Origin of the sequence: Bradyrhizobium sp. STM 3809 (assembly GCF_000239795.1) — a bacterium.
In the GTDB taxonomy this organism is placed as follows: domain Bacteria; phylum Pseudomonadota; class Alphaproteobacteria; order Rhizobiales; family Xanthobacteraceae; genus Bradyrhizobium.
Map to the genome: position 1 here is coordinate 1 of NZ_CAFJ01000555.1, position 4254 is coordinate 4254.

General features: G+C 65.9%; 6 protein-coding genes. 5 read left to right on the top strand and 1 reads right to left on the bottom strand.

Features of this window, described 5'->3' with window-relative positions; genetic code table 11:
- The 4 genes from BRAS3809_RS25285 to BRAS3809_RS25300 form a co-directional block, all read left to right on the top strand.
- The coding region (locus BRAS3809_RS25285) for a sensor histidine kinase (RefSeq protein WP_035658440.1) at window positions 1-560 on the top strand (560 nt) is incomplete at its 5' end.
- A gap of 47 nt (window positions 561-607) precedes the next feature.
- The gene (locus BRAS3809_RS25290) at window positions 608-805 is read left to right on the top strand and encodes a DUF1289 domain-containing protein (protein ID WP_035658443.1); all 198 of its coding nucleotides are present in this window, start codon (window positions 608-610) and stop codon (window positions 803-805) included.
- 28 nt (window positions 806-833) lie between these two features.
- Entirely contained in the window at window positions 834-1370 is a 537-nt protein-coding gene (locus BRAS3809_RS25295) for a TIGR02281 family clan AA aspartic protease (RefSeq protein ID WP_008964871.1), read from the top strand.
- A 60-nt stretch (window positions 1371-1430) separates the two neighbouring features.
- Window positions 1431-2456 (top strand): pyridoxal phosphate-dependent aminotransferase, encoded by a 1026-nt coding sequence (locus BRAS3809_RS25300; RefSeq protein WP_008964872.1) that lies wholly within the window; start codon window positions 1431-1433, stop codon window positions 2454-2456.
- Between the two features lie 5 nt (window positions 2457-2461).
- Here the strand turns inward: BRAS3809_RS25300 and dusA are convergent, their stop codons facing one another.
- Window positions 2462-3460, bottom strand: coding sequence for a tRNA dihydrouridine(20/20a) synthase DusA (gene dusA, locus BRAS3809_RS25305; protein WP_083839167.1), 999 nt, complete (start codon window positions 3458-3460; stop codon window positions 2462-2464).
- A gap of 111 nt (window positions 3461-3571) precedes the next feature.
- Between dusA and BRAS3809_RS35150 the strand changes: the two genes are divergently transcribed.
- Window positions 3572-4254, top strand: a 683-nt coding sequence (locus BRAS3809_RS35150; protein ID WP_502685681.1) for a site-specific integrase, incomplete at its 3' end; no start/stop codon positions are given.

The following is a 4254-nucleotide window of genomic DNA, read 5'->3' on the forward strand; positions in this document are numbered from 1 at the left end:
CCGACTGCCATCACCTCCTGAAGCTGCGGGCGTCGAGCCGCGGCATCACCATTCACGAGGTGTTCGAACAGAAGATGCCGCGGCTGTGGGCCGACGAGCGCGCGATCCGCCAGGTCGTGCTGAACCTGCTCTCCAACGCCATCAAGTTCACGCCGCAAGGCGGCGAGATCTGGCTGAAGGCGGGCTGGACCGCGTCGGGCGGACAATATCTCAGCGTCAAGGACACCGGCTCCGGCATCCCCGAGAACGAGATACCGATCGTGCTCGCCTCGTTCGGCCAGGGTTCGAACTCGATCAAGTCGGCCGAACAGGGCGCCGGCCTGGGCTTGCCGATCGCCAAGAACCTGATCGAGATGCATGGCGGCACGTTCACGCTGAAATCGAAGGTCCGCATCGGCACCGAGGTGATCGTCACCTTCCCGCCGGAGCGGGTGATGTCGGCGCTGGCGCCGCTGTCCGACGAGGCGCCGCCGCTGCAACCGGATCCTGCCACCGCGCCCGCTCAGGAGAGGCGGCGGCTGCTGCGCAAACCGATCATGAATGCCGGAACGGGACTGTGAGATGATGGCACTTGCAAAGCCGGACCAGAACCTTTTCAACTCGCGGCATGAGCCAGGATACGCCCTGCATCGCCGTCTGCATGATCGATCCGAAGACCAAGCTGTGCTTCGGCTGCGGCCGCACGCTGCCGGAGATCGCGCGCTGGGGCCGCATGTCGCGCGACGAGCGGCTGTCCGTCATGGACGGGCTGCCGACCCGCATGCAGGACGCCGGACTGCCCGCCTTGGCGCGCAAGCGCGACTGAGCGCCTCCGCCTGCATCGGAGGCCGCGCATGAACAAGGTCGCGCTGGTCCTCGTCACGATGGTGGTCACCGCAAGCGCCGTGATCGTCTACAAGGATCCCGAGCAGGCGGCGCTCGCCAGCGACACGGTCTCGAACATGCTGCGCAGCCGCGCCTTCCGCGCCAAGGCCAGCACGCCGACCAATGCGGTCGAGATCGAACGCACCAGGGGCGGCGAGTTCGCGCTGCGCGCCAAGATCAACGGCGTCACCGCGCCGATGGTGGTGGACACCGGCGCCACCTCGGTGGTGCTGACCTGGGAGACCGCCAAGGCCGCGGGCCTGCCGCTCGAACTGCTGAACTATGACGTCGACGTCGAGACCGCCGGCGGCCACACCAAGGCGGCCCGGCTGACGCTCGACCGGCTGGCGATCGGCAGGCTGGTGGAGCGCTCGGTGCCGGCGCTGGTCGTGCCGCACGGCCAGATGAAGACCAACCTGCTCGGCATGAGCTTCCTCGACCGGCTCGAACGCATCGAGGTCCGCTCCGACCGGCTGATGCTGCACGGCTACCCCGACCGCAGCTGAGCCTGCGCTCGCGCCGGCCGTCGACTTGCACGCTTAGCGACTGTCGGCCTAGGGTCTGACATGACCGACGGCCTGCGCGCGCAACCGATCCAGCTTGCCCTGAACGAAACTCCGTTCGGCCCCTCGCCCGCTGCCGTCGCGGCCATCCAGGCCGACCTCGCCGGCCTCGCCCGTTATACCGGCCGTGAGGTCATCGACCTCACGGCCGCGATCGCCGCGCGCGAACACATCCCTGCCGGCCAGATCGTGCTCGGCGAGAATCTCAACGTGCTCGGGCTCTATCTCGCCGCGCAGGGCGGCCCCGGCGGCACCTTCATCTACTCCGAACCGGGCTACACCGCGCTGGTCGACGCGGTGGCGCCGGCCGGCGGCCGGGTGATCGGCGTGCCGCTGAACGCGGCGCTGGAGAACGACCTCCCCGCGATTGCGGCCGCGGTCGATGGCGCGACGCGCGCCATCTATCTCGTCAATCCGCACAACCCATCGGGCACCGTCAGCGACACCGCGCGCTTCATCGCAGCTGTCCGCGCCCTGTCGCTGCACGCGCTGGTCATCGTCGACGAGGCCTATCTCGAATTCCTGCCCGATTTCGCCGACCGCACCGTGACGCCGCTGCTGCGCGAGGGCGCCAATGTCGCTGTCTTCAGGACGTTCTCCAAGATCCATGGACTCGCCAGTCTCGCGATCGGCTATACGCTCGCGCCGCAGCCGCTGGCCGCGGCACTGAAGCAGATGGGCATCGGCGCCTTCTTCGGCCTGAGCCGGCTGAGCCTCGTCGCCGCCCTGGCGAGCCTCGGTGATCGCAGCTATGTCGACGATGTCAGCGTCAAGGTCGCGACCGAGCGCGAGGCTTGGCATGCGCTGCTGCGCGCGCGCGGGCGCCGCTTCAGCGCCTCACGGGCCAATTTCGTGTTCTTCGATTGCGGCCGTCCGCATGCGGAAGCGGCCGCGGCGCTCGCCGCCCGCGGCATCATCATCGGCCGCGCGCAGCCGGGCTTCGCGACGTGGCTGCGCATCTCGATCGGGCTGCCCGAGGAGAATGCGGTCGCGCGCCAGGCCGTGGCCGAACTGCTGCCGCCGGACTAGCGGGATCAGGCGAGCGCGGCCGCCGGCGCTCGCTCCTCGATCATCGCCACCGCCTCGCGCAGCACCTCGATCCCCGCGCCGGGCCTGACGCCGCGCTCGGCGAGATGCCGGCGGAAACCGCGCGCTCCGGGCACGGCGTGGTAGGCGCCGACGAGATGCCGCGTGATCGCGTGCAGCCGCGTGCCCAGCGCGAGCTGGCGTTCGATATAGGGCTCGAGCGCAGCCATCGCGTCCTTCATGCTCCGCTGCGGCCCCGCCTCGCCGAACAGCATGGGATCGACGTCGAGCAATCGCCACGGCTCCTGATAGGCGGCGCGTCCGAGCATGACGCCGTCGACATGCGTGAGATGGCCTTGCGCCGCTGCGATGCTGCCGATGCCGCCATTGATGATGACCGGCACGCGCGGCAGCCGCGCTTTCAGACGATACACCCGGTCGTAGTCGAGCGGCGGGATGTCGCGGTTCTCCTTCGGCGACAGCCCGTTCAGCCAGGCCTTGCGCGCATGGACGATCAGCGCATCCGCACCGCTGTCGATGACCGCATCCGCCAGCGCATCGAGCGCGATCTCCGGATCCTGGTCGTCGATGCCGATGCGGCATTTCACCGTGACGGGAATTTTGACCGCGCGCTTCATCGCCGCGACGCAGGCCGCGACGAGCGCGGGCTCGGCCATCAGGCAGGCGCCGAAGCGGCCATCCTTCACCCGGTCCGACGGGCAGCCGACATTGAGGTTGATCTCGTCATAGCCGAACTCCTCGCCGATCGCGGCCGAAATCGCCAGATCCTGGGGATCGGAGCCGCCGAGCTGCAGCGCCACCGGATGCTCGCTGACGTCGAAGCCGAGCAGACGCTTGCGGTCGCCATGAATGACGGCCCCCGTCGTGACCATTTCGGTATAGAGCAACGCCCGGCGCGACAGCAGCCGGTGGAACACCCGGCAATGCCGGTCGGTCCAATCCATCATAGGCGCCACGGCAAATCTATGTGATTGATTTGTCTGCATTTTTAGAATAAATTCAATTCGTTAAGTCGCGTCGTGTGCACTCTATTCTACGCCATAGTGCGACGTTTTTTCCGGCTTTTCGACGCCTCAGTGCACACGGAGCGCACACGCGTGGCAACTATAACCAGACTGAAATCCGGCTCTTGGAGAGCCCAAGTCCGACGAAAGGGGAAATATGTCAACGAGACATTTCTCCGCCGAAAGGACGCCGAAGAATGGGGCATCGATATCGAGCGGCGGATCGATCGCCAAGAACCGACAACGACGCGCAAATCTCGCGATTTCCAGGTCTTCGGCGACCTCATCAGGCTTCATCGTCAAGACTTGGAAGAGGTCGGGAAGGAAATCGGTCGTTCCAAAACTGCGAGCCTCATCTTCCTGGACGAAAGACTTGGGCATCTTCGTCTTCCAGAGCTTGATCGAGAGCGTCTCATCAAATTCGGAAAGGAGCGCGCGCTGGAGGGAGCAGGCCCTGTGACGGTGGGCATCGATCTTGGATATATAAAAACGATTCTGTCTCACGCCGCCGCGGTACACGGCATTATTGCGTCAACTGAACCAATCGATCTCGCCCGGATCGCTCTAGGACGTCTCGGGCTCGTCGGAAGAGGACATGAGCGCAATCGCCGTCCCACGCAAGACGAACTCGATCGTATTATCTTGGCGTTGGAATCCAACAATCGGCAACAGATCCCACTTGGTCGTATCATCCGATTTGCGGTCGCAACGGCTATGCGGCAAGATGAAATTGCAAGAGTCGAATGGCGCGACTTCGACGCCGGCGGCCGAATGCT